Origin of the sequence: Naasia sp. SYSU D00948, assembly GCF_017916515.1 — a bacterium.
In the GTDB taxonomy this organism is placed as follows: domain Bacteria; phylum Actinomycetota; class Actinomycetes; order Actinomycetales; family Microbacteriaceae; genus Naasia.
In genome coordinates, this window is the sequence record NZ_JAFMTA010000001.1 from 411,446 (window position 1) to 432,705 (window position 21,260).

A 21,260-nucleotide genomic window follows, 5' to 3' on the forward strand; every position below is an offset into this window, starting at 1 on the left:
GCCTCCCTGCGTGCTGGACGCCGGGATGCTATGCCCGGGTGCGATCCGGATCCACGTCGATGTGAGGGAACCGAGAGGCGGGGCGGGGCGGAAGCCGCCGCGGTTTGCAGAACTGCACAAACGGCCGTTTTCAGTGGCCGACGCGGGGCGAACCGGCGTCTGCGGGAAGGCTTCCGCGCGGGCCGGTGGGGTGTCGGTGGCGCCGGGCGGCCCTCGGCGTCAGAGCAGGACCTCCCGGCGGACCTCCCAGGGCCACAGCTCGGCGGTGAACTCGACCACGAGACTCACGCGGCCCGGCCGTACCTCTCGATGAACCGGCGGAGGACGGTCGGCGGATGCTCGACCGAGCTCAGGCGGACCAGCTCCTTGAGAGCGTCCGCCTCGTCGGGATCGAAGTAGCCCGCGTGCCGGTACACCTCGATCCTGGTGATGATGCCGTCGACGTCGAGCTCGGGGTGGAACTGCGTGGCGTAGACGTTCTCGCCCACGCGGAACGCCTGGACCGGGCAGCCGGGTGACGATGCCAGGCGCACGGCGTGGGGAGGCAGCTCGCGCACGGCCTCCTTGTGTCCCACGAAGGCGTCGAACACCGGCGGGAGCGCACGGAACAGGGCGTCGCGCCGTCCCTCGGACGTGAGGGTGACCGGGACCGGACCGACGGGCTCGCCGTACGTGCGGTCGATCACCGCTCCCTCGTGCGTGCCGAGGGTCCCGATCCCGTAGCAGGCGCCGAGCAGCGGGAAGTCCTCCGCCACCACCACGTCGAGGAGCGCCGCCAGCTCGCTCTCCACGCGGCGCTGGACGTCCGACTTCGAATCCTCGGGATCCGAGTAGTTGAACGGGCTGCCGCCCATGATCAGCCCCGAGTAGTCCTCGAGCCGGATGTCGCCGAGCGGCCGCTGCTCGAGCCGGACCCTGCGCAGCTCGGACTCGCGCAGCCCGCCGAAGCGGAGGAACGCCGAGTACTCGTCGTCGGCCGCGACGTCCTCGGGCCGCGTGGCCAGGAGGAGGAAGGGCTTCATGGCCACAGGGTAATGAGGTCGGTCGCGGCCTGGTCGAGGTCAGTCGGCGGCGGCGAGCTGCCCGCAGGCGCCGTCGATCTCCTTGCCGCGCGTGTCCCGGATGGTCGTCGCGACGCCGGCGGCGGTGAGGCGGCGCACGAACTCCTGCTGCACGTCGGGCTCGGATGCCGTCCAGATGGACCCGGGCGTGGGGTTCAGCGGGATCGGATTGACGTGGACCCAGCCGTGGCCGCGGGCGTTCAGCTTCTCCGCGAGGAGGTCGGCCCGCCAGCCGTGGTCGTTCATGTCCTTGATGAGCGCGTACTCGATCGACACGCGCCGGCCGGTCTTCTCGAAGTAGGCGTGGGCGGCATCCAGCGCCTCGTCGACCTTCCAGCGCGAGTTCACGGGGATCAGCTCGTCCCTCAGCTCGTCGTCCGGAGCGTGGAGGGACAGGGCGAACGTCACCGGCACGTCCTCATCCGCCAGCTTGCGGATCGCCGGCACGAGCCCCACCGTCGACACCGTGATGTGCCGAGCGCTCATCCCGAGGCCCGCGGGCTGCGGCGCGACCATCGTCCGGACGGCGTGCATCAGGCGGGCGTAGTTCGCGAGCGGCTCCCCCATCCCCATGAAGACGATGTTGCTGACCCGCTCCGGAGTCGTCTCGCCCTTCCGCTTGCCGCCGAGCTCGCCGTTGGCGAGAGCGCGGTTGGCGCGCACGACCTGGTCGAGGATCTCGGCCGCGGAGAGGTTGCGGGTGAGGCCCGCCTGGCCGGTGGCGCAGAAGGGGCAGTTCATGCCGCAGCCGGCCTGCGAGGACACGCACAGCGTGATCCGGCCCGGGTAGCGCATGAGGACGGATTCGACGAGCGCGCCGTCGTGCAGCCGCCAGAGGAACTTGATCGTGTCGCCCTTGTCGGTGCTGAGCCGCCGGACCTCGGTCATCAGCGGCGGCAGCAGCCCGGCGACGAGCTCGGCGCGGTTCGCGGCGGGCAGGTCGGTCATCTCGGCCGGATCGCTCGTGAAGTGCGTGAAGTAGTGGGTGGCGAGCTGCTTGGCGCGGAACGGCGGCAGGCCGAGCTCGGCCATCTTCGCCTTCCGCTCCTCGGCGGTGAGGTCGGCGAGGTGCACCGGCGGCTTGCCGCGCTTGGGGGACGCGAACTGGAGGAGCGGCCGGCCCTCCGAGTCGAGCTTCTGCGACCAGCCCTCGGTGGCGGGACGCACCTGGGGGCGCGCGGTGAGGGAGACGGGCTCGGCAGGCATCCCTCAAGGGTACGCAGGAGGGGGTCCCGTTATTCCCAGCGCGGATCAGGAGATCCCGTGAGACACGCCGCCACCGGTCCTGAACGGCGCCGGATACGGCACGTGGATCCTGAACCGCGGCGAATCTCCTGATCCGCGCAACTCCCTCCGCGCGGCTACGCCGTGCGCGGGAGGACCGTGAGCACCCGCTGGATGTGGTCGCGGAACTCCTCCATGTAGCTGCGGAGGAACATCTCGGTGTCCTCGCGGGTGACCTCGCCGTCCTCGCGGAAGACGTCCGGCGAGAAGTGGATGTATGCCTCGGGCGCGGTCATCTGGCGCGCATTGCAGAAGCTGAGGACGCCGCGCAGACTCTGCTGCGCGACCGCGGTGCCGATCTGGCCGATCGAGGCGCCGATGACCGCCGCGGGGATGTGGTCGAACGAGTTCTGGCCCCAGGGCCGGGATGCCCAGTCGATCGCGTTCTTGAGCGCGCCGGGGATCGACCGGTTGTACTCGGGCGTGATGAAGAGGACGGCGTCGGCTCGGCTGATCGCCTCCTTGAGCGCGACCGCCTCGGGCGGGTAGTCGGCGTCGTAGTCGGGACTGTAGAGCGGCAGATCCTTGATCGGGATCTCGGTGAACTCGAGCTCCTCGGGGGCGACCCTGATGAGCGCCTTGGCCAGGATCCGGTTGATGGACTTCGAGTAGAGGCTTCCGACGAAGTAGCCGACCTTGTACGTGGTGGTCATGTGAACTCCTTTACCTGCCTGCAGCGTGAGCGCGCAGTGGCCTGGGCACGACGCTACGTCGCGACGCCGGGATGCAGGAGGGGTTGCGGTACGGGTCGGAGTCAGAACGGCGCAGGGGTCTCCGACCGACTCCGCTGGACGATCGGCCGGCTGCCCGGCGGTCCCGTCCGACGTCCGGGGGGAGGCAGCTTCGTCGCCGGGCGGCTGGTGTAGGTCCGTCCGGTGGGCGAGGTCCAGGTGATCGTGCCGTCACCAGTGGCGGACTGCGTCGCTCGCCATCGGCTGCCTCCTTTGAGGCGGTGGTGGCCGCGGCACAGATGCGCCAGGTTGTGCGCCACGGTCTCGCCGTCCTCGGCCCAGGGGACCGTGTGGTCGACGTCGCATCGGCTCGCCGCGCGGGTGCAGCCCACGAACCGGCACACCTCGTCGCGCACCCGGAGGTAGCGCCTGAGCTCCGCCGGCACGCGGTAGGTGGCGCGCCCGAAGGAGAGCGCGGCTCCCGTCTCGGGGTCGGTGAGCATCCGGAGGAAGCCGGTCGCGCAGCCCGCCACGCGCCGGGCGGTCTCACCGTCGATGGGCCCGTATCCCTCGAGGACGGCGGGAGCGTCGGAGCGCCCCATCGCGGTGAGGACGGGCACGTGGACGAGCACCTCCGGGCTCACCCCTCGCCTCGCCGCCGGGGTGGGGACAGGCTCGGTGCCCTCGACGGTCGGAAGCGTGACCCCGGCGGCGTCGATGAGGAGGTCGCGGAACACGTCCGCCTCGATCTGCGCCAGGGTGCGCTCCTCGCCGTCGACCAGGAGGCTCCGGGCCAGACCGTTCACGGCTGCGGCCGCGCCGATCGCCTCCGGCGCCGGCAGCAGGGCCCCGTACCACGCCATGCCGTCGGGAGCCGCTTCGAGAGCGGTGCGACGCTGCTGCGCCGCCTCCCGGTGTCGCTCCTCGAGGTCGGCAGGAGCGAGGTCGGCCCGGATGGTGGCGGCCACCTTCTCGAAGCGGGAGGGCACCAGATCGGCGTGCGGGAGGAGGCGCCGTTCGTACTCCCCCGTCAGGTTCTCGGGAAGCCCGACCGCCTGCTCGACCACGATCTGGGCGTGACGCTCGGTGAAGAAGGCGTGGTGCAGCCCGTCCAGCGTCGCCGGGAAGCGATGCACCAGGTCGCGCGCGAAGTCGAGCCTCCGCTCGGCCGCCTTCTCGTGCACGCGGAGGAGTGCCGCGACCTCCGCCCGGAGCTCGCGCCACGCCAGCGAGTCGCGCTGCGTCCAGCTCGCGCCGGTGAGCCGCTCGGTCTCGAGACGGAGATCGTCGAGGAACGAGAGCTCCTCGGCGATGAAGCGCGTCGTCATGGCGCGGCGCTCCTCGATCCGGTCCGCCAGTCGCCGCTCCAGGGGCAGGGCGTCCAGGACGGCGTCCAGCCCCTGCCGGTCGTCCTCCGCCCGCGGGTTCGAGTGCCGCCCCCACCACTCGGGGTCGATCGGCGGCTCCTCGAACATGCCTCCATCGAAGCACCAGCCACCGACACCGCCTCCGTTCGCGCCCCCGGTTCTCCACAGCTCCGGAAGCCCGGTTCGACGATCCGCGGATCGAGTCGAGTGCGCCCTGCCGTCGAGGCGGGAGCGCCATCGTCGCGAACACCTCCTGCGCATGTGAGCAGTGCGCGGGCGGCACGCGGACGCCTCCCTCGACCCTCAGCCGGTTCTCGAGGAGCCCGGAGTCGGACGACGGACGACGCCGGCAGGAGAATGAGCGCGATGAGGACCTCCCCGCACTCCCGCCTGCTGCCCCCGCTGATCACGCTGCTCGGCTTCAATCGCGAGTTCTCCTCGGCGGAGGCGACGCTGCGCAAGGTCGCGCAGCAGCAGCTCCGTCCCGAGCCCTTCGCCCCTCCGCGCGCGCTCGACCGATCCGTCGACATCTCCGTCCACCGGCCCTACGGCTGGCCGGTCTACACCGTCAGGCCGAAGCGAGGACGGACCCAGCGGCGCGTGCTGTACGTGCACGGCGGCGCCTGGATCCACGAGATCTCGCCCTACCACTGGCGGCTCGTGGCCTGCCTCGCCTCGGCGGCCGGGAGCGAGTTCACCGTGCCGATCTACCCGCTCGCGCCGGTTGGGACAGCGGGAGCCGTCGTGCCCGAGATCGCCGACCTGGCCGCGGGGCTCGTCGCCGCCGCGGGGCCCGAGAACGTCACCCTGATGGGCGACTCGGCGGGCGGCACGATCGCGCTGGCCGCCGCGATGACGCTCCGGGATCGCGGGATCCCGTCCCCCGCCGAGCTCGTGCTGATCTCGCCCGCGCTCGACCTCACCCTCACCGATCCGGGGATCGCCCGGATCCAGCCGCGGGACCCCTGGCTCGCCGTTCCCGGCCTGCGCGCCGCCATCGACCTCTGGCGGGGCGACCTGCCGGTCGAGGATCCTCTCGTCAGCCCCATCTTCGGCTCCCTCGCGGGGCTCGGGCGCATCACCCTCTTCACCGCCGGACGCGACATCACGAACGCCGACGCCGCCACCCTCGTCCGCAGGGCGCGCGACGAGAGCCATCCGCTGGATGTCCACGAGGAGGCGCACCTCGTGCACGTCCATCCGCTGCTGCCCATCCCCGAAGGTGCCCGAGCGCGGCGGGCGATCGCGGACGTCCTCCGTCGCTGACTCTCGCAACCTCCGCCCCGGGCCCCGCCCCGTGGGGATCGAGGACGCCGTCGAGCTGGCCCCACCCTCGCCACCCGCGGACCTCCCGGACGGCAAGTCCGGGTGGTGATGCTGACGGGGGCGACGCCCGGAAGAATCGGGACGGCGGCGCACGACCCCGCCGAGGCCGACCGAAGGAGAACCGAATGCAGCGCGTCTGCTTCCTCATGCACCTGAAGCCCGAGCGCGTCGAGGACTACCTGACGGCGCACGAGACCGTGTGGCCGGAGATGCTCGACGCCCTCCGCGAGACGGGATGGACCAACTACTCGCTCTTCCTCCGGCGCGAGGACGGCCTCGTCGTCGGGTATCTCGAGACGCCCGACTACGAGCGGGCCACGTCGGAGATGGCGCGCAAGGAGATCAACACGCGCTGGCAGGCGACGATGGCGGAGTACTTCGAGACGGGCCGCCCGGACGAGGCGGTCGAGGTGCTGGAGGAGTACTTCCACCTCGACTGAGCCGCCGGCGAGCCGCCGCGGGAGCCGAGGTTCGCGGAGCAGATCAGCCGCTCGTGGAGCGGGACGCGAGCGCGCTCGAGGTCAGCCGGCGGCCGACGACGGCAGGGACACGCGGAGCAGCCCGTCCCCCTCCTCGACGGCCGTGACGCCGGTGTAGTCGGCGATCCTCGGCAGGTCGGGCGCATCCGGGCTGACGTGGTCGCCCACCACGACGACTCTCATGCCGGCCGCGAGCCCGGCCTGGATGCCCGCCTCGGCGTCCTCGAACACCAGCGCCTCCGCGGGATCGACGCCCAGCATCTGCGCCGCGAGCAGGTAGACGTCCGGGGCGGGCTTGCCGTGCGGCACGTCCTCCGCGGTCACGACGAACTGCGGGAGCCGCACTCCCGCGCCCTTCATCCGCGCGACGGCGAGCGGCAGGGCCGCGGAGGTCACCAGCGCGTGCGACGTCACGGGGAGCGCGTTGAGGAACTCGACCGCACCGGGGACCGCCACCGTCTCGGCGGCCGCCCCGATCTCGAACTCCGTGAGCTCCTCGACCAGCGCGTCGATGTCGGAGCCGGGCGGGGCCCAGCGGCGGATGCTGTCCACCGCGCGGACGCCGTGGATGCTCGCCAGCACGACGTCGGGGTCCACGCCGAAGCGCTCGGAGAGCCGGTGCCAGGCGGTCTCGACGACGGCCGTCGAGTCGACGAGCGTCCCGTCCATGTCGAAGAGGAGAGCGCGGGCGGGGAACGTGAGGAGCTGGGATGGCATCGCTCCTCATCCTCCCCGACCGTCGGAGGCGGCCAGCACCTCGGCGAGCAGGCGGGCGAGTTCCTCCCGCTCCTCCTCGCTCAGCCGCGACGTGAGGAGGTCGTTCATCCGAGCGACGCGCGGAGCCAGGAGCCGGTGCTCCTCCTCGCCGCGAGCGGTGAGGGTGACCACGTTCGCACGCAGATCCCTCTCGTCCCGTCGGCGCGCGACGAGCCCGCGTCTCTCGAGGCGCGCCACGAGGTCCGCGATGGTGGACCGGTCCAGGTCCAGGGCGTCGCCCAGCTCACGCTGCGACTTGCCCTCGTTGTCGGACAGGCTGGCGAGCACGCCGAACTGCACGCTCGTGGTCTCCGCGGAGACCTCGCGCACCCACGCCGCGACGTGTGCCTGGGCGGCACGCCGGATCAGGTAACCGGCGTACTGGCTGAGGTCCACCCGGCCATCCTCCCCCGAGCGGGCCCCGCCGGCAGGACTCACAGCCAGGTGGGCGCCGTCGGTGCCGGCTCGCCGTCCGCGGTCAGCACGCCGGCGCTTCCGCGCCCGGTGCCCCAGGTCACGAGCTGGACCGCATCGCCGCGGACGACGAGCGCATCCGAATCCGCCTCGTCGAGGATGCGGTAGGCGCGGTCCCGGTCGACCGGCTCGAGCACGACGTTGCGATCGGCCGGGCCGCGCTTGCGCCGCCACACCTTCACGAGGTCCTCGAGGAGCGCATCGATCAGCTCGTTCGGGAAGTCGCGGAAGGTGCCGCCGTTGTCGAGGTCCACCGCGTGGATCCAGACCTCGCGCGTGCGCATCCACACCGTCTCCCGCACGGGCACCAGGCGCCCCTGGGCCGTGCGGACCTCGTGCGACCAGGCCTCCTCGGTGAGGTCGCGCCACTCGACATTCAGGTGCACGGCCGCGTGCGCGGAGAGGTTGCGGAGCGCCTCGATCGGCAGGGTCGCCCCGAACTCGATCTCGTCCTCACGCTGCGTCGGCGACGCGTACATGGGCGTCTCGACGCCCGTCGCCGCCCACTCCACGAGACGGGCGTTCGCTCTCGCGTTGTAGCCGACGTGGGCGACGAGGTGCCGCCGGGTCCAGCCGGGCAGGAGGGAGGGCGCGTCGAACTCGTCGTCGCGGAGCTCGTTGAGCTTGCGCGAGAAGTACGCCTGACCCCGGCGGGCCAGCAGCAGGGCATCGGCCAGCTGCTGGTCGGGAACGCTGTCGGTGCGAGCGGGCATCGTCGTCCTCCTGGATCAGGGAAGCGTCACGTCGACGGAGGCGGCAGCGGGATCGCCGGCGTGAGCCGCGGCCTCGAACCGGTACGCGCCCCGCGGATGCTCCCAGTTCCGGTTCCCGCTGACCCGCCGGGCGAGGGGCCGGAGCGAGACGTCCGTCTCGACGCTCGCGGATTCCCCGGGCTCGAGCTCCACCGTGGCGAAGCCGACGAGCGCAGGCACGGCGTCCTCGCCATCGGCGTCCAGCGCGCGGGCGTACCACTGCACGACGTGCCGCCCGGCCCGGTCGCCGGTGTTCGTCACCGTGGCCCACGCCGAGGCGGACTCGGGGCCGGTTCCCTCGACGCGCGCGGACGCGACCCGGAAGGTCGTGTAGCCGAGCCCGTAGCCGAGCGGGAACGCCGGGGCGATCCCGTCCCTGTCCAGCAGGCGCTGTCCGTGCCACCGGTCGTACGTGATGACGTCGGCGTCGCGGTCGAAGAACGGGAGGTGCTCCTCGCTCGTCGGGACCGCGAAGGGAAGGCGTCCCGAGGGGCTGCGGCGGCCGAGCAGGATGTCCGCGAGAGCGCTGCCGCCCTCCATCCCGGCGTACCAGGAGTAGAGGATCGCGGGCGGCTCCTCGCGCCACCGGTGCATCAGGACCGCGCTGCCCGCGACGATGGCGACGACCGTGCGCGGGTTCGCCTCGGCGACGGCGAGGATCAGCTCCTCGTCCTGGGCGGAGAGGGTGAGGTGAGCCCGGTCCCCGCCGGCCGAACCGCCGAACGGCGAGAACCCGGCGTTCTCGCCCGCGAGCGCACGGCCCTTCGCGGTCATGCTTTCGCGGGCGACGTCGTCCTCGAGCGGAGGGAAGACGACCTGGAGGTCGGGCCGGGCGAAGATGCCCTTCTCGAGGAACTCGCCCTCGTCCTCGGCGGTGTAGCCCACCACGACGAGCGCGACGTCGGCCCGCCGCGCGAGCTCGACGGCATCCGCCGTGCTGTCGGAGGACGGCCGAAGGACCTCGGTGTCGGGAAGCGCCGCCTGCAGCCCCTCGAGAGGCGTCACCACGTAGGGCGCGGGCACGTTGGACGACCCGTTGTCGCCCATGTTGGGCAGGTCGGCGAGACGCCCGAGCACCGCGATGCTCCCGGTCGCGCCGGGGTCGATCGGCAGGACGGGAGAGCCGTCCACCGGCTCGTTCCTCAGCAGCACCATCGATCGGGCCGCCACTTCGCGCGCCAGCGCGGTGTGCTCGGGCGAGGCGACCACGTCGAGCGGGATGTGCTCGTCGGGCGCCTGAGCGGCCCACCGCAGCTGCGCGCGGAGCACCCGGATGGCCGTCTCCTCCACCTCGGACCACTCCAGGTCGCCGTCGCGCAGTGCGATCGGCAGGCGGTGCGCCCGCTGCTGGGCGTAGGGCGCCTCGATGTCGAGTCCGGCGCGCACGGAGGCGACGGGGTCGCGGAGGCCGAAGATGAAGTCGGAGATCGTGACGCCCTCGAAGCCCCACTCCCGGCGCAGGATGTCGGTGAGCAGCGTCCGGCTCTCCCCGCACCATTCGCCGTTGACCCTGTTGTAGGCGCTCATGACGCCGTCGGCGCCTGCCTCGATCACCCGGCGGAAGTGGGGCAGGTACACCTCGTGCAGCGCGCGCTCGTCGGCGTGCACGTCGACCGTGAAGCGGGCGTTCTCCATGCTGTTGAGCGCGTAGTGCTTCACGCAGGCCATGGCGTGCTCGCGAACGCCGCGGGTGAGAGCGGCCCCCATCTCGCCGAGGTGGACGGGGTCCTCGCCGTAGGTCTCCTGCGCACGGCCCCACGCGGGATGCCGGAGCAGGTTCACGCACACACCCGCGAAGAAGTTGCCGCCCTGGGCCACGACCTCGCGGCCGATGACCTCGCCGACGCGGCGCTCGAGCTCGACGTCCCAGGACGCTCCGCGTGCCATCGGTACGGGGAACGCCGTGGAGTGACCCATGACGACGCCGCGGGGGCCGTCGCTGAAGCGGAAGCCGGGGATGCCGAGGCGGTCGACCGCGGCGAAGACGTAGGGCGTCCGGTTGTACCCGTCGGGCGCGGACCAGAACGGCTCGTCGCCGTCGAGGAGGCCGAGGGTCTCCTCCCGCGACAGCAGGGCGAGGAGGTCGCGGGCGACCTCGAGCGCCGGCGCACCCTCCCGCACCCGTCGGGCGGCGTCCGCGAAGACGCCCGGCTGCTCGGTTCCGGCCGCCGGCCGGCCGCCCGCGTCGTCCGTCCTAGTCGGCATCGCGGGGAACGACGATGTCGTTGCGCTGCCGACCGAGGCCCTCGATCACCGTCTCGAGCACGTCGCCGTCGCTCAGGTAGCGAGGAGGCTTGCGCGCGTGGCCCACCCCGCCGGGCGTGCCGCTCGCGATCACGTCGCCGGGCTGCAGCGGGAAGACCTGGCTGATGTAGCTGACGAGCGCCTCCGGTGCGAAGACGAGGTCGTCCGTGCCGACCTGCTGCACCGTGTCGCCGTTGACGACGGTGCGCAGCTCGGGGCCGGGTGTCCACTCGTCGCTTGTGACGAGGTACGGGCCGAAGGGCGTGGTGTTCTCGAACGACTTGCCCTGCAGCCACTCGGGCGTGCGGTACTGCCAGTCGCGCATCGTGAGGTCGTTCAGCACCGCGTAGCCCGCGATGGTCGATGCCGCCTCATCCTCGCTCGCCCGGCGGGCGGTCGCGCCCATGATCACCGCGAGCTCACCCTCCCAGTCGAGGGCTCCCCCGGCATACGACGGCACCTCGATGGGGTCGCCGGCGCCGATGAGTGCCTCGGGGTACTTCGAGAAGAGCGTCGGATGCTCCGGGAGCTGGCGTCCCATCTCGAGGATGTGTGCGCGGTAGTTGAGCCCGATGCAGACGACCTTGCCCGGGTTCGGCACGACGGGCGCCCAGTCGGCGAGCGTCAGGTCGGCGAGCGGGTGCCGGGCGCCGTCGCCGTCCGCGGCGCGCGTCCGCCAGTCCGGGTCCTGGAGCAGGGCGCCGACATCGGGGACGCCGAGCTCCACCGCCTCGTCGGCGTCGATGCGGACGGCGACCGTGCCGCCGTCCCGTCGGAGGGTTCCGAGCTTCACTGGGGGGCTCCGTTCTGGCGGTTGGGGATGTAGGTGCGCTCGAAGCCGAGGCGCTCGATGACGGGTCCGTCGTTGAACCGGAAGAGGTCGAACTCGGTCTCGGCCTGCAGGGACCAGGGCACCCAGCTCGGCACCACGAAGAGGTCGCCCTTCTCGAGCCGGTGGGTGGTGTCGCCGAGGACGACGCTGCCGGAGCCCTCGAACACCTGCCAGACCGACGAGCCGACCTCGTGGCGGAGCGCGGACGCGGCGCCGGCGCGCAGGCGGTGGAACTCGCAGCGGATCGTCGACATGACGTCGCCGCCGGTCGTCGGGTTCGTGTAGCGGATCGCGGCATGGCCCTGCTCGACGGTCGCGGGGTAGCCCTCGTCCTCCAGCTCGAGCTGGGAGCGCAGCGCCCTGTCCGTGTACTCCCAGCGGTAGGCGCTGATCGGTGAGGACGGCTTCGCGTCGAGCGAGGACAGCGGACGCAGCCCGGGGTAGGCCCAGAGGCGCTCGGCGCGGGAGACGTCCGGCGACGCCTCGTCGGTCACGCGCTCGGTGCCGTACTCGAAGAATCCGACGTCGGTGTAGCTGGAGAAGGGGATGTCGAGCCCGTCGATCCACGCCATAGGCTCAGCCGTGTCGTTGTGGTGGCCGTGGAAGTTCCAGCCCGGCGTCAGCAGCAGGTCGCCGCGGCGCATCGCCACGGGGTCGCCGTTCACGACCGTCCACACGCCTTCGCCCTCGACCACGAAGCGGAACGCGTTCTGGGAGTGGCGGTGCTCGGGCGCCGTCTCGAACCCGCCGAGGTACTGGATGGCGCACCAGAGGGTCGGCGTCGCGTACGCCGTCCCCGGGAGGCCGGGATTGGTGAGGCCGATGGCCCGCCGCTCCCCGCCGCGGCCGACGGGGACGAGCTCGCCGGAGCGCTCGGCGATGTCGAAGAGGGCCTTCCAGCGCCACACGTGCGGGATCGCCTTCGGCGCGGGGGTCAGCGGCATCAGGTCGTCGCGCTGCGTCCACAGCGGCGCGAGTGACTGGGCCTCGAAGTCGCGGTACAGCTGCTCCAGCTCGGGCGTGTCGGCCGTGCCGTCCATCTGCTGCATTGCAGGGGTCCCTCCCATGACTGAAAATACTCAGTACACCAACCATCTTGTGGGAACCGGCGGCGGATTGCAATGACGGCGAACCAGGCGGCGATGCGCCGCAGCGGCTCCGCCTCGCGCGCCGACCGGCGGGCGGCCGCCATCCTGCTCGCACCGAGCACCGCCGGCCTCGTCGCGTTCTTCCTCGTCCCGATCGGCGTCGTCCTGTGGCTGGTCACCCAGTCGTGGGACCTGCTGGGAGAGCCGACCTGGGTGGGACTCGGCAACCTCACCGCGCTCCTTCGCGACGAGGGGTTCGGCCGGTCCCTGCTGGTGACGCTCGGCATGGGGCTGATCGCGGTGCCGCTCCAGGTGCTCCTCGGACTCGCGCTCGCCGTGGCGCTCGCCCGGCCGGTGCCGGGGTCCGCGCTGTTCGGCGCGGCGCTCCTGCTGCCGTGGCTCGCCGCGCCCCTCGTCGTCGGGGTGCTGTGGCGGTGGATCCTCTCCCCCGTCGGCGGCGTGATCCCCGAGCTGACGGGCCGGACCGTCGACCTGCTCGGCGACCCGGTCCTCGCCCCCGTGCTCGTCTCACTCGTGGTGGTGTGGAGCAACGTCGGCTACGTGACGCTGTTCTTCGTCGCGGCGCTCGTCGCGATCCCGCGGGAGTACGAGGAGACCGCGATGCTCGAGGGCGCCGGCCGGCTGCGGCGGCTGTGGAGCGTCGAGCTGCCGCTCATCCGGCCGACGCTGTTCTTCGTCCTCATCACGAGCTGCGTCTCGTTCTTCGGCCTCTTCGACACCGTCGTCGCCCTCACCGGCGGAGGGCCGGGAGCGGCGACGGACGTCGTCGCCCTGCACGTCTACCGGGCCGCGTTCGAGGAGTTCGATCTCGGCCGGGCGGCCGCCATGGCCCTCGTCCTCGGAGGGATCCAGGCGGTCCTGCTGGTCGTCCAGTGGCGCCTGCTGCGGAGCGAGCGATGAGGCGCCGCTCCTGGTGGATCGTCTATCCGCTGCTCGGCCTCGCCGCCGTGCTCACTCTCGCGCCGTTCGCGCTCGCGATCCTCGGGGCGTCGACCTCTCCCGCGGCCTTCGCGGCGCGCGGGCCCTTCGCGCTGCCGGATCCCTGGACGCTCGAGAACTACGCCGAGGTCTCCGGCGGCCGTGCCGACCTCGCCGGGGCGGTCGCGCGGACCGCCCTGGTGGCGCTGTTCCTGACCGCGACCCAGCTGCTCACCTCCGTCATGGCGGCGTATGCGTTCGCGAAGCTCCGCTTCCCCGGGCGGCGTGCGCTGTTCGCCGGGTTCCTCGCGACGCTCCTCGTGCCGCCGATCCTCACCGTGATCCCGCTGTACCTGATGATGACCGCGGCCGGCCTGCGCGGGACCTTCTGGGGGATCGTGCTGCCGTTCGCGCTCGCGTCGCCGTTCGCGATCTTCCTGCTGCGCGAGCACTTCCGGTCGCTGCCCGACGCGCTCCTCGATGCGGCGCGCATGGACGGCCTCGGTCCCATCGCGGTGCTCTGGAGGATCGTCCTGCCGCTGTCCCGGCCCGCACTCGCCGCGATCGCGCTCGTCACCGTCGTGAGCCAGTGGAACTCCTTCCTCTGGCCGCGCCTCATCGCGGGGCAGGCGTACCCGCTCGTGACCGTGAGCGTCGCCTCGCTGCAGACGCAGCACCGCAGCAACTGGACCCTCGTGCTCGCCGGGGGGACCATCGCTCTGGTGCCGCTGCTCGCCGCCGCGTGGCTCGCGCACTCCCGGTTCAGCAGGGCCTTGGCGATCGGAGCAGGACGATGACCGTCCGCCGGGCCGCTGGGGCCGCCTCGGTCCTGGCGCTCGCGGCGGCGCTGCTCGCCGGGTGCGCGCCCGCCTCGGAGAGTGCCGTGACCTTCCGACTCTGGGATCCCCAGGCCGCCGACGCGTACGAGGCGTCGTTCGAGGAGTTCAGGGAGGAGACGGGCGTCCCGGTCGACGTCGAGCTCGTGCCGTGGGCGGACTACTGGACCCAGCTGCGGGTGGACATCGCGTCCGGCGCCGCGCCCGACGTCTTCTGGACGAACGCGACGGCCTTCCCCGAGTACCAGCGGGCCGGGAGGCTGCTGCCGATCGGGAGCGTGCTCGGCTCCGACGCGGCCGACGGGTGGGAGCCGAGGGTGGTCGAGCAGTACACGGCGGACGGGGAGCTCTGGGGCGTGCCGCAGCTCACCGACCCCGGGATCGGGATCTTCTACAACGCCGACGCCCTGGCCGCCGCGGGGGTGACGGCGGACCAGGTCGCGGACCTCTCGTGGGACCCCGCCGCGGAGACGGATCCGCTGCGCGAGGTCGCGGCTGCACTCACCCGCGACGCCGCGGGTCAGTCGCCCGGGAAGCCCGGCTTCGATCCGGAGCGGGTCGAGCAGTGGGGCTACAGCGCGTCGAACGACCTCAACGCGATCCTGCTCCAGTTCCTCGGCTCCAACGGCGCCGCCTGGCAGGACGGGGACGAGTTCGTGTTCGACTCCCCGGCCGCGGTCGAGGCGCTCGCGTACGTCGTCGACCTGATCAACGCCGACCGGGTCGCCCCGCCCGCATCGGCGACCAATCCTCCCGCCGGCGGCGACGCCGCACGGGACCTCTTCCTCCAGGGCCGGATCGCGCTGTTCCAGACCGGCGCCTACAACCTCGCGAACATCGCCGAGGCCGCGCCCTTCGACTGGGGCATCGCGCCCCTCCCCGCGGGTCCCGCCGGCGCCATCAGTGTCACCAACGGCGTGGTCGCGGCGGCGAGCGCGGACAGCGACGCCCCTGACGAGCAGCGCCGCGTGCTCGAGTGGATCGCGAGCCCGGAGGGGCTGCGGCACCTCGGCGCGGACGGCAGCGCGCTGCCCGCGGTGCTCGACGCGCAGGACGCGTACTTCGGGTTCTGGGCCGACCAGGGCGTCGACGTCTCCCCGCTCCTCGACGTGCTGGACAACGGCATGGTCCAGCCGCCGCAGGGCGCGGACTATCCGGCCGCGGAGAACGCCTACCGCCCGATCCTCAACGAGGTGTTCGCCGGTCGCGAGCCGGTGGAGGAGGGTCTGCGGCGCGCAGCGGCGGCCGCGAACGAGGCGATGCGGCGCGACGGATGACGAGGAGCCCCGCCGAGGAAGCGGGCGGGAAACGGCAACGCCGGCGACGAAAGGCAGCCGTGCACGGCTGCCTTTCGTCGTTCCGGTTGCCGTTCCGGGTCAGGCGACCGTCACGATGACGCGGGCGTAGCGAGTGAGCGGCATGGGGGCGCCGTCCCGCACCTCGAGGATCACGTGGATCGTCTGGCCCGGCGCCGCGTCCGCGGGCACGTCGAGCGTCGCCTCGGCGCGGTCCGCACCGGTCAGCTCGACGGTGCCCGCGTAGGTGCCCGCCTCGGCGTACTGCCACCAGCTGTAGAAGAGGTCGTCCCCGTCCCGATCCACCGCCCTCGCCGTCAGGGCGAGGGACTCCCCCGGCGCCGCGGTCAGGTCGAGTCCCGGCTCGACCCCGACGACCGGGTGGTGGTTGGCGTCGTCGTACTGAGGCGTGACCGACCACTGCAGGCGCGTCGCGAAGTCGCGCTGGGCGTGCCCGAACCACCGGGTCATGGAGTACTCGCCAGGCGTGCTGCCGTCGGGGGCCCGATCCGCCGAGGAAGCGGTCGTCCAGGTGTCCGGTCCCTCGTCCTCGGTACGCACGCCCCGGCCGCCCCACCCACCGAAGCTCGGGTGCTCGTGTCCTCGCAGGCCGTTCTGGACGAGGTTGAGCATGTTCGGGGTGTCGCCCTCGGAGACCCACTCCCCGGCCGGCTGCGGGTCGATCCAGACCGTGTAGCCCATCTCGCGGAGCTCCTCCGCTGACTGGCCGCTCAGGTGGAAGAAGTCGGTGTAGTCGCCCTCGACCATCTGCCGGCCGTCGCCCCACACCCGGTACAGGGCACCGAGGGGCCCGACCGAGGTGATGTGCTCGCGCATCCATTCCGCTCGCAGCATGTGCGCATCCTCGGGGCGCACCACTCGCCGGATGCCGTAGCCGTACGCCATGCCCCCGATGTCCGTGACGCGGATGTCCGGCCAGTTCGGCCGGATGTAGCCGTCGTAGGTGCCGTCCTGGGACCAGAACTTCGTGATCACCGCCTTGCGGCTCACGCGAGCCCGGACATCGTCCCACTCGGCGGTCCCCGCGAAGCGGTCCTCGATCGCCTTCAGGGCGCGGGCGATGGTGCTCGTGCCCGCCCAGACCTGCAGGTGCAGCGGCGCGGGATCGTCGTCGAGGAGCGCCTCCTCGATCAGCCGCGACCCCGGCGTGTCCCGCTCCATCTCGCCCTCGAACTCGATGTTCCCGTCGCGGATCACGGAGCGGAGGGAGTCCGGCGACGGATAGCGGGGGTCGTGCACGACGAGGTTCGCATGGACCTTCGCGTAGGCCTCGACCGCGTCGTGGATGAATCGCTCGCCGGGAGCCCACCGGAACGAGGACACCGGCTCGTCGTACTCACGGTCGGGCAGGAAGAACGTCGTACCCCTGCCGTCCCCCTTCCAGTGGAAGCGGCTGCTCGCGTACACGAGGCCGTCGATGCGCAGCTCGTTGCTGAAGAGCAGGAGCCGGATCATCGAGTTCAGGTCGTCCAGCTCCGGATCCGCCGTCACGATCGTCCTGGGCCTGTCCTCGCGCTGCATCCACTTCTCCCTTGTCGGTGTCCGCCCAGTATTCCGGTCGGCAGCGGACCGTCCCGACCATACGGTGCTTGATAGTGCCACTCTCGATAGTCATACTATCGGCGTGCGCATCTCGGAGCTCAGCCGGCGGTCGGGCGTCTCCGCCGCCTCGATCAAGTACTACGTCCGAGAGGGCCTCCTGCCCGCCGGGGAGTCCACCGGACCGACCGCATCGGTGTACGGAGACGAGCACGTGCGCCGACTCCGGATCATCCGGGCGCTGATCGAGGTCGGCGGGCTCTCCATCGCGACAGCTAGGGACGTCCTCGGCGCCGTCGACTCTCCGGACCTGTCCCTCCCGCACGTCTTCGAGCGCGCCCAGGTCGCCGTCTCCCGCACGGACCTGTATATGAGGGAGAGCTCGGACCCCGCACGCATCCGCGTCGACGAGCTCGTGAACCAGCGGGGATGGCACGTTCACCCGGGCAACCCGGGACGGACCGCGCTCGCGAACGTGCTCGACACACTCGCCGACCTGGGCCACCCGGAGCTGCAGGACCTCCTCGAGCCCTACGCGGACGCGGCCGTCATCGTCGCGGAAGCGGATCTGCGAGCGGTCGCGGCGCAGCCGGACATCGAGGGGATGACGGAGACGGTCGTCGCGGGGACCGTGCTCGGCGACGCCATGCTCGCCGCCCTGCGCCGCATCTGCCAGGAGCACATGACCTCGCTCGTCTTCCCCTCCGACGGCCCCGACACCGCGCGCCCTTCCCGACCCGACGACAGGAGCACCCCATGACCGCCGCGACTCCCGCCGGCCCCCGCCGGCTTCCCTTCCCCCTCGACTGGCATCGGCCGCTCCTCCTCGTCGCCGGGCTGATGGCGCTGCTCGCACTGTTCGCCCTCGGCGCGCGGTTCCTCAGCACGACCGAGGTCACCGGCCTGAACCAGTGGGACAAGCCGCTCAAGTTCGCTCTCTCGTCCGTGATCTACACCGTCACCTGGTCCTGGCTGATCGCGCAGGTGGCGCGGGGGCGCCGTGCGGCCCGAGCGGCGGGAACGCTCATCGCGGCGATGCTCGTCGTCGAGGTGGCCGTCATCGCGGGCGCCGCCGCGGCGGGCACGACGAGCCACTTCAACGTGTCGACGCCGCTCAGCACCACACTGTGGGCCGTGATGGCGGGATCGATCGGCGTCCTGTGGCTCGCGAACTTCGTCGTCGCGGCGATGCTGTTCCGTGATCCGCTCGGGGATCGCGCCCGCACCCTCGCCATCCGGCTCGGAGCCCTCATCTCCCTGGTGGGCCTCGGGCTCGGGTACCTCATGACGAGCCCGACCGCGCAGCAGCTCGCGGACTTCGAGGGCATCGCAGGTGCCCATACCGTGGGACTGCCGGACGGAGGCCCGGGCCTGCCCGTCCTCGGATGGAGCACCGTGGCCGGCGACCTGCGCATCCCGCACTTCGTCGGGATGCACGCGCTGCAGGCCCTCCCGCTCGGGCTCCTGGTGCTCGAGCTGCTGTCCCGCCGGGTGCGCGCCCTCGCCGACGTGAGGGTGCGCGTGGAGCTCATGTGGCTGGCCGCCGCCGGATACTCGGCGGTCGTCGCGCTCGTCACCTGGCAGGCCCTGCGGGGTCAGTCGATCGTGCGCCCCGACGTCGTGACGTGGACCGCCGCAGCGGCGATCGTCGCCGGCACGACGCTCGCGGCGGCTGTTCTCCTGCTGCGCCGCCGCCCGCGGCCGTCGCCCGCTCCGGCAGCCGGCTCCGCAGAGGTTCCCGCGACCGCCGCCGGCGGAGCGGGGTCAGCCGAGGTGCAGCGGCTGACGCGTGGTGGCCGACTCGATGGATCCGAGCGCGAGGGCGAGCGTGCCGAGGTTGCCCTCGCCGCTCGTGAGCGGAGCACGCCGCTCCCGGATCGATCGCCAGAACTCCTCCATCGACCCGGCCCGGTCGATGCGCGTCAGTGACGGCAGCTCGAGCGCCTTCGGCTCGCCTCCGACGGGATGCACCACGACGGAGTCCGCGGTGGAGGTCCAGTCCCCGCGGCTCGTCCACGCGATGGAGCCGCGCTCGCACTCCATGACCCACTCCCCCGCCCACGCGGTCGGAGGTGCGGTGCTCACCCAGCTGCCCTGGTAGTCGACGACGATCCCGCCGGTGAACTCGATGGTCGCCACCGCCGCTGCGGCCCCGACGAAGTGGCTCCACACCGGGTCCCGGGTGACGGTGTGGACCCGCGTCGGCTCCTGGCCGAGGACGAAGCGCATCAGGTCGAAGTGGTGGATCGACATGTCGAGCAGCAGCGGGTCGGGCAGGAAGTAGTGGCGGTGCTTCTGCGGATCCTCGGCGATCTCGCCCTTGCGGAACGCGACGCTGACGGGCCCGACCTCCCCCAGCGTCCGCTTGGCGACGAGGTCCGCAACGACGCGCGGCGCCGGGAAGAACCGGTAGTTCTGGCTGACCATGAGGACGCGGTCCGCGCGCTTCGCGGCCGAGACCACCGAGCGCGCCTCGGCGACGGAGGGCGCGAACGGCTTCTCGACCAGCACGTGAAGACCCGCCTCCAGCGCCTCGAGCGCGACGGGCACGTGGCCGGGGAGGGCGGTGGTCACGAGGACGGCTTCCGCGTCCGACGCGGCCAGCGCGTCCTGGAGCGACGGGAAGCAGGCGGCCTCCTCGATGGGCAGCTCGTCCCGCAGCAGCGCGAGCATCTCCGGCACCACGTCGACATAGGCGACGGTCGTCGCGATCTCGGGGTGCTTCCGCAGCTCGGCCGCCCAGAACCTGCCCCACATGCCCATCCCGACGTGGATGATCCTGAGCGGAGGAGTGCGCTCTTCGTCGTTGCGGCGGCGGATCATCGCGTCCCCTCGAAGAGGCAGGTCGAACGGGTCACCCTCCGATCCTCGCCGTTCGCACCTCCGCTCGGCGCGGGTTGTCTGCGCCCGGCGGCCCTGGTAGGCGGGCGCTCAGGCGGTGCGGCGGATCGCCACGACCGTCACGTCATCGTCGAGGGAGACGCGGGAGGCCAGGGCGGTCACGCTGCCGACCGCTCCCGCCGCCGTCGGCGAGGTCCGCGTCGCCAGGTCGGCGGCCTGCCGCAGGGAGTCGAGCGACCCGTCGAAGAGATCGAGCACTCCGTCGCTGAACACGAGCACGAGGTCCCCAACGCCCAGCCGGTACGTCCGCGTCCGCCACTCCTGGTCCGGCACCACGCCAAGCGGGAGATGCTGGGACGACATCAGCTCGTCGCTCCCGTCGGCCCGCAGGATGACGCCCAGTCCGTGACCCGCATCGGTCACGGTGAGCTCGCTGCGCGCGACGCACAGGCGTGCGTGGAACAGCGTCACGAACGCCTGCGTGCTCGTGAGGTCCTCGGACAGGACGGAGGAGAGGGTCCCGACCGCCTCGGCCGTCCCCCTGTGGGGCAGCGTGCCCCGGACGGCCGCCCGAGTGGTGGCCGCGATCATCGCCGCCCCGAGCCCCTTCCCCATCACATCGGCCACGGTCAGGGCGAGGCCGTCGTCCGTGCGCTGCCAGTCGAAGAAGTCGCCGCTCACGCCCCGGCTCGGCACGACGGCGCCGGAGATCTCGTAGCCGGGGACCGCCGGGGAGGACTGGGGCAGCAGGCTCCGCTGGACCTCGGCCGCCTGAGCCAGCTCCTCGCTGCTGCGCGTGGCGCGCGTGGTGAGATCCCGGGCGAGCTGCTCGCCGCTCAGCCCCGCCATGCCGAACGAGACGACGACGAGGAGCACCATGGTGACGAGCGTCGTCACCTCGGTCCCGAACCAGGTCGTGAACAGAGGCGCCCGGGGGCCGACCGTGACGAACGCGATCAGGCGAAGGGCGTAATAGACCGACAGGGCACCGGAGACGGCGACGAGCGGCCACCGCACCCTCGAGTACCCGGGATCGAGGAGGAGGAGCTCGCGGGAGGAGAGCCCGATCAGAAGGCTCATGGACGCCAGAAAGACGGGGCCGCCGGACCAGTCGTTGGTCGCGGGATGGTCCAGGACCGAGGCCACGAGCGTGACGAGCGGCGCCGCCGCCAGCCACCACGCGCGCGCCGGCGCGCGGCGGAGAGAGCGGGCCCCGGACCACACTCCGACCGCGCCGGCGACGAGCAGGACGTTGCCCAGCGGGTTCGCCCACACCTGGTGCTCCGTGCCGTCGAGCAGGTAGGCGGACGAGCCCGTGAGGAACAGCGCGAGAGCGATGCACCACCAGAGGCTGTACCGGGATCTCGTGCCGCGGAAGGTGACGAAGAAGAACAGGAGCAGCAGGGTCAGCGCCGCCACGGCGAAGGCGACGCGGAGCGTCAGCGCGTCCAGCAC

19 protein-coding genes and 1 pseudogene are annotated in these 21,260 nt (G+C 72.1%); 7 read left to right on the forward strand and 13 right to left on the reverse strand.

What is annotated here, in order from left to right; all coding sequences use genetic code 11:
* Positions 1 to 284: 284 nt before the first annotated feature.
* The 4 genes from J3P30_RS01945 to J3P30_RS01960 form a co-directional block, all read right to left on the reverse strand.
* A complete protein-coding gene (locus J3P30_RS01945; protein ID WP_210479268.1) occupies positions 285 to 1,022 on the reverse strand; it encodes a glutamine amidotransferase in 738 nt (245 codons plus the stop codon).
* A gap of 39 nt (positions 1,023 to 1,061) precedes the next feature.
* The gene (rlmN, locus tag J3P30_RS01950) at positions 1,062 to 2,267 is read right to left on the reverse strand and encodes a 23S rRNA (adenine(2503)-C(2))-methyltransferase RlmN (RefSeq protein WP_210479269.1); all 1,206 of its coding nucleotides are present in this window, start codon (positions 2,265 to 2,267) and stop codon (positions 1,062 to 1,064) included.
* Between the two features lie 155 nt (positions 2,268 to 2,422).
* A complete protein-coding gene (locus J3P30_RS01955) occupies positions 2,423 to 2,998 on the reverse strand; it encodes an NADPH-dependent FMN reductase (RefSeq protein ID WP_210479270.1) in 576 nt (191 codons plus the stop codon).
* Positions 2,999 to 3,099: 101 nt separating this feature from the next.
* Positions 3,100 to 4,491, reverse strand: a complete 1,392-nt coding sequence (locus tag J3P30_RS01960) for an HNH endonuclease signature motif containing protein (RefSeq protein ID WP_210479271.1) — start codon at positions 4,489 to 4,491, stop codon at positions 3,100 to 3,102.
* 258 nt (positions 4,492 to 4,749) lie between these two features.
* On the opposite strand from J3P30_RS01960, the gene J3P30_RS01965 reads away from it, so the two are divergent.
* Together J3P30_RS01965 and J3P30_RS01970 are read left to right on the forward strand one after the other, a co-directional pair.
* Positions 4,750 to 5,649 (forward strand): alpha/beta hydrolase fold domain-containing protein, encoded by a 900-nt coding sequence (locus J3P30_RS01965; RefSeq protein ID WP_246852687.1) that lies wholly within the window; start codon positions 4,750 to 4,752, stop codon positions 5,647 to 5,649.
* A gap of 185 nt (positions 5,650 to 5,834) precedes the next feature.
* On the forward strand, positions 5,835 to 6,149 hold the full coding sequence (locus J3P30_RS01970; protein ID WP_210479273.1) for an L-rhamnose mutarotase: 315 nt from the start codon (positions 5,835 to 5,837) through the stop codon (positions 6,147 to 6,149).
* Between the two features lie 81 nt (positions 6,150 to 6,230).
* Here J3P30_RS01970 and J3P30_RS01975 read toward each other — a convergent pair whose 3' ends face one another.
* Genes J3P30_RS01975 through J3P30_RS02000 form a run of 6 tightly spaced genes read right to left on the reverse strand, consistent with a single transcriptional unit; the run spans position 6,231 to position 12,295 of the window.
* Positions 6,231 to 6,905 (reverse strand): HAD-IA family hydrolase, encoded by a 675-nt coding sequence (locus tag J3P30_RS01975; RefSeq protein WP_210479274.1) that lies wholly within the window; start codon positions 6,903 to 6,905, stop codon positions 6,231 to 6,233.
* Between the two features lie 6 nt (positions 6,906 to 6,911).
* Positions 6,912 to 7,340 (reverse strand): MarR family transcriptional regulator, encoded by a 429-nt coding sequence (locus J3P30_RS01980; protein WP_210479275.1) that lies wholly within the window; start codon positions 7,338 to 7,340, stop codon positions 6,912 to 6,914.
* Between the two features lie 38 nt (positions 7,341 to 7,378).
* Positions 7,379 to 8,131, reverse strand: coding sequence for a maleylpyruvate isomerase family mycothiol-dependent enzyme (locus tag J3P30_RS01985; RefSeq protein WP_210479276.1), 753 nt, complete (start codon positions 8,129 to 8,131; stop codon positions 7,379 to 7,381).
* Positions 8,132 to 8,146: 15 nt separating this feature from the next.
* Positions 8,147 to 10,375: a glycoside hydrolase family 3 C-terminal domain-containing protein gene (locus J3P30_RS01990; RefSeq protein ID WP_210479277.1), complete on the reverse strand. Its 2,229-nt coding sequence runs from the start codon at positions 10,373 to 10,375 to the stop codon at positions 8,147 to 8,149.
* Complete coding sequence (locus J3P30_RS01995) at positions 10,365 to 11,207, reverse strand: fumarylacetoacetate hydrolase family protein (RefSeq protein ID WP_210479278.1); 843 nt, start codon at positions 11,205 to 11,207, stop codon at positions 10,365 to 10,367. The genes J3P30_RS01990 and J3P30_RS01995 overlap by 11 nt, the downstream gene beginning before the upstream one ends.
* Positions 11,204 to 12,295, reverse strand: coding sequence for a cupin domain-containing protein (locus tag J3P30_RS02000; RefSeq protein ID WP_210481825.1), 1,092 nt, complete (start codon positions 12,293 to 12,295; stop codon positions 11,204 to 11,206). Before J3P30_RS02000 ends, J3P30_RS01995 begins: the two co-directional genes overlap by 4 nt.
* Before the next feature lie 72 nt (positions 12,296 to 12,367).
* On the opposite strand from J3P30_RS02000, the gene J3P30_RS02005 reads away from it, so the two are divergent.
* From J3P30_RS02005 to J3P30_RS02015, 3 genes are read left to right on the forward strand one after another with little or no spacing between them, the layout of a single operon-like run.
* The gene (locus J3P30_RS02005) at positions 12,368 to 13,255 is read left to right on the forward strand and encodes a carbohydrate ABC transporter permease (protein ID WP_210479279.1); all 888 of its coding nucleotides are present in this window, start codon (positions 12,368 to 12,370) and stop codon (positions 13,253 to 13,255) included.
* Entirely contained in the window at positions 13,252 to 14,070 is an 819-nt protein-coding gene (locus tag J3P30_RS02010; RefSeq protein WP_210479280.1) for a carbohydrate ABC transporter permease, read from the forward strand. Before J3P30_RS02005 ends, J3P30_RS02010 begins: the two co-directional genes overlap by 4 nt.
* Positions 14,067 to 15,386, forward strand: a complete 1,320-nt coding sequence (locus J3P30_RS02015) for a sugar ABC transporter substrate-binding protein (protein WP_210479281.1) — start codon at positions 14,067 to 14,069, stop codon at positions 15,384 to 15,386. The genes J3P30_RS02010 and J3P30_RS02015 overlap by 4 nt, the downstream gene beginning before the upstream one ends.
* Before the next feature lie 99 nt (positions 15,387 to 15,485).
* Here J3P30_RS02015 and J3P30_RS02020 read toward each other — a convergent pair whose 3' ends face one another.
* Positions 15,486 to 16,946 carry a DUF1593 domain-containing protein gene (locus J3P30_RS02020; protein ID WP_210479282.1) on the reverse strand — a complete coding sequence of 487 codons (1,461 nt, stop codon included), beginning with the start codon at positions 16,944 to 16,946 and terminating at the stop codon, positions 15,486 to 15,488.
* 103 nt (positions 16,947 to 17,049) lie between these two features.
* Here J3P30_RS02020 and J3P30_RS02025 point away from each other — a divergent pair, with 103 nt between their 5' ends.
* Positions 17,050 to 17,724, forward strand: coding sequence for a MerR family transcriptional regulator (locus J3P30_RS02025; protein ID WP_210479283.1), 675 nt, complete (start codon positions 17,050 to 17,052; stop codon positions 17,722 to 17,724).
* The gene (locus tag J3P30_RS15680; protein WP_374058539.1) at positions 17,721 to 18,893 is read left to right on the forward strand and encodes a hypothetical protein; all 1,173 of its coding nucleotides are present in this window, start codon (positions 17,721 to 17,723) and stop codon (positions 18,891 to 18,893) included. The genes J3P30_RS02025 and J3P30_RS15680 overlap by 4 nt, the downstream gene beginning before the upstream one ends.
* A 102-nt stretch (positions 18,894 to 18,995) precedes the next feature.
* Here the strand turns inward: J3P30_RS15680 and J3P30_RS02030 are convergent.
* Both J3P30_RS02030 and J3P30_RS02035 read right to left on the reverse strand, forming a co-directional pair.
* Positions 18,996 to 19,787, reverse strand: a pseudogene (locus J3P30_RS02030) (Gfo/Idh/MocA family protein); the annotation flags it as partial.
* 108 nt (positions 19,788 to 19,895) lie between these two features.
* Entirely contained in the window at positions 19,896 to 21,260 is a 1,365-nt protein-coding gene (locus J3P30_RS02035) for a PP2C family protein-serine/threonine phosphatase (RefSeq protein WP_210479285.1), read from the reverse strand.

Bases quoted from the DNA above. Each gene is read 5' to 3' on its own strand.
- J3P30_RS01945 (WP_210479268.1), bottom strand. From the start codon at position 1,022: ATGAAGCCCTTCCTCCTCCTGGCCACGCGGCCCGAGGACGTCGCGGCC.
- rlmN (WP_210479269.1), bottom strand. From the start codon at position 2,267: ATGCCTGCCGAGCCCGTCTCCCTCACCGCGCGCCCCCAGGTGCGTCCC.
- J3P30_RS01955 (WP_210479270.1), bottom strand. From the start codon at position 2,998: ATGACCACCACGTACAAGGTCGGCTACTTCGTCGGAAGCCTCTACTCG.
- J3P30_RS01960 (WP_210479271.1), bottom strand. From the start codon at position 4,491: ATGTTCGAGGAGCCGCCGATCGACCCCGAGTGGTGGGGGCGGCACTCG.
- J3P30_RS01965 (WP_246852687.1), top strand. From the start codon at position 4,750: ATGAGGACCTCCCCGCACTCCCGCCTGCTGCCCCCGCTGATCACGCTG.
- J3P30_RS01970 (WP_210479273.1), top strand. From the start codon at position 5,835: ATGCAGCGCGTCTGCTTCCTCATGCACCTGAAGCCCGAGCGCGTCGAG.
- J3P30_RS01975 (WP_210479274.1), bottom strand. From the start codon at position 6,905: ATGCCATCCCAGCTCCTCACGTTCCCCGCCCGCGCTCTCCTCTTCGAC.
- J3P30_RS01985 (WP_210479276.1), bottom strand. From the start codon at position 8,131: ATGCCCGCTCGCACCGACAGCGTTCCCGACCAGCAGCTGGCCGATGCC.
- J3P30_RS01990 (WP_210479277.1), bottom strand. From the start codon at position 10,375: ATGCCGACTAGGACGGACGACGCGGGCGGCCGGCCGGCGGCCGGAACC.
- J3P30_RS02000 (WP_210481825.1), bottom strand. From the start codon at position 12,295: ATGCAGCAGATGGACGGCACGGCCGACACGCCCGAGCTGGAGCAGCTG.
- J3P30_RS02005 (WP_210479279.1), top strand. From the start codon at position 12,368: ATGACGGCGAACCAGGCGGCGATGCGCCGCAGCGGCTCCGCCTCGCGC.
- J3P30_RS02010 (WP_210479280.1), top strand. From the start codon at position 13,252: ATGAGGCGCCGCTCCTGGTGGATCGTCTATCCGCTGCTCGGCCTCGCC.
- J3P30_RS02015 (WP_210479281.1), top strand. From the start codon at position 14,067: ATGACCGTCCGCCGGGCCGCTGGGGCCGCCTCGGTCCTGGCGCTCGCG.
- J3P30_RS02020 (WP_210479282.1), bottom strand. From the start codon at position 16,946: ATGCAGCGCGAGGACAGGCCCAGGACGATCGTGACGGCGGATCCGGAG.
- J3P30_RS15680 (WP_374058539.1), top strand. From the start codon at position 17,721: ATGACCGCCGCGACTCCCGCCGGCCCCCGCCGGCTTCCCTTCCCCCTC.